1 protein-coding gene is annotated in these 989 nt (G+C 47.1%); it reads left to right on the forward strand.

From position 1 onward, the window contains the following. Positions 1–510 (forward strand): MBL fold metallo-hydrolase (locus ACTHUM_RS15240; RefSeq protein ID WP_440403318.1); only part of this gene is annotated, 510 nt, incomplete at its 5' end. Between the last annotated feature and the right edge of the window lie 479 nt (positions 511–989).

Here is a 989-nt window from a genome sequence, read left to right on the forward strand (position 1 = left end):
GTCCAAAACAAAGGCCTCAAGCTGACGGCCATTTGGCTGACCCACGGCCATCTTGACCACGCAGGCGGCGTGGTTGAACTTTTGAAAACCTGCGACGTACCCGTTCTCGGCCCGCACAAAGACGACGAATTCCTGCTCCAAGCCCTTCCGCAAACGACGGCGCAATACGGCTTCCCCGTTTCTCCGTCATTCACGCCGACACGCTGGTTGGAAGAAGGAGAAGCGCTCAAGGTCGGCAATCACAGCTTCCAAGTCCTCCACATTCCCGGCCACACTCCCGGCCAAGTCGTTTTTTACAACGCCGAAAATGAACTTTTAGTCGCAGGCGATGTTTTATTTTATGAGACTGTCGGTCGCACAGATTTTCCACGCGGCAATCATGATGACCTCATAAACAATATCTGCGCTAAACTATTAACCCTGCCCGAAACCACGCAAGTTATAGCCGGACACGGCCGTATGACCAGTATCGGGCATGAGAAAAGGTACAATCCGTTTCTGGTTCGTTAATATGAATGTTGTATAAAGCCAACATTTTGGCATACTCAGATTATGCGTATAAAAGAAAACTGGCATACAATTTGCAGGGATAACACCCGAAAGATTAAGTACCTAATCTCCGGCAAATGCCAAAAAGAACTAAAGCACAAAGATAACAAGGTATTACGCAATACAACCTGATTTATCGAAAACCGGACATCTCTAAACCCCAAGCCTTACTCGAAGTGAAATTGTTACAAAGTGACAATAAATGTCAGTCAGGCCGTCTGAACGGTTCTGCCGATTCAGGCGGATACAACGGAGATGAGGCGTAATGCCCTGCCGGAATGTGCCAATGTTCTGTTTGTCAAACCGTCGGGTACATCTTTAAGAAGCACAACATTATTTGGGTAAACCGGCAAACTCGCTGCCGGCACTAACAGGCCGTCTGAAAAGTTCGGCCGGTAAAATCAATAAAAGGATTATCAAATGAAAAAAATCGCAAAAGT

The sequence above is a fragment of the Neisseria sp. P0021.S006 genome (assembly GCF_051956895.1).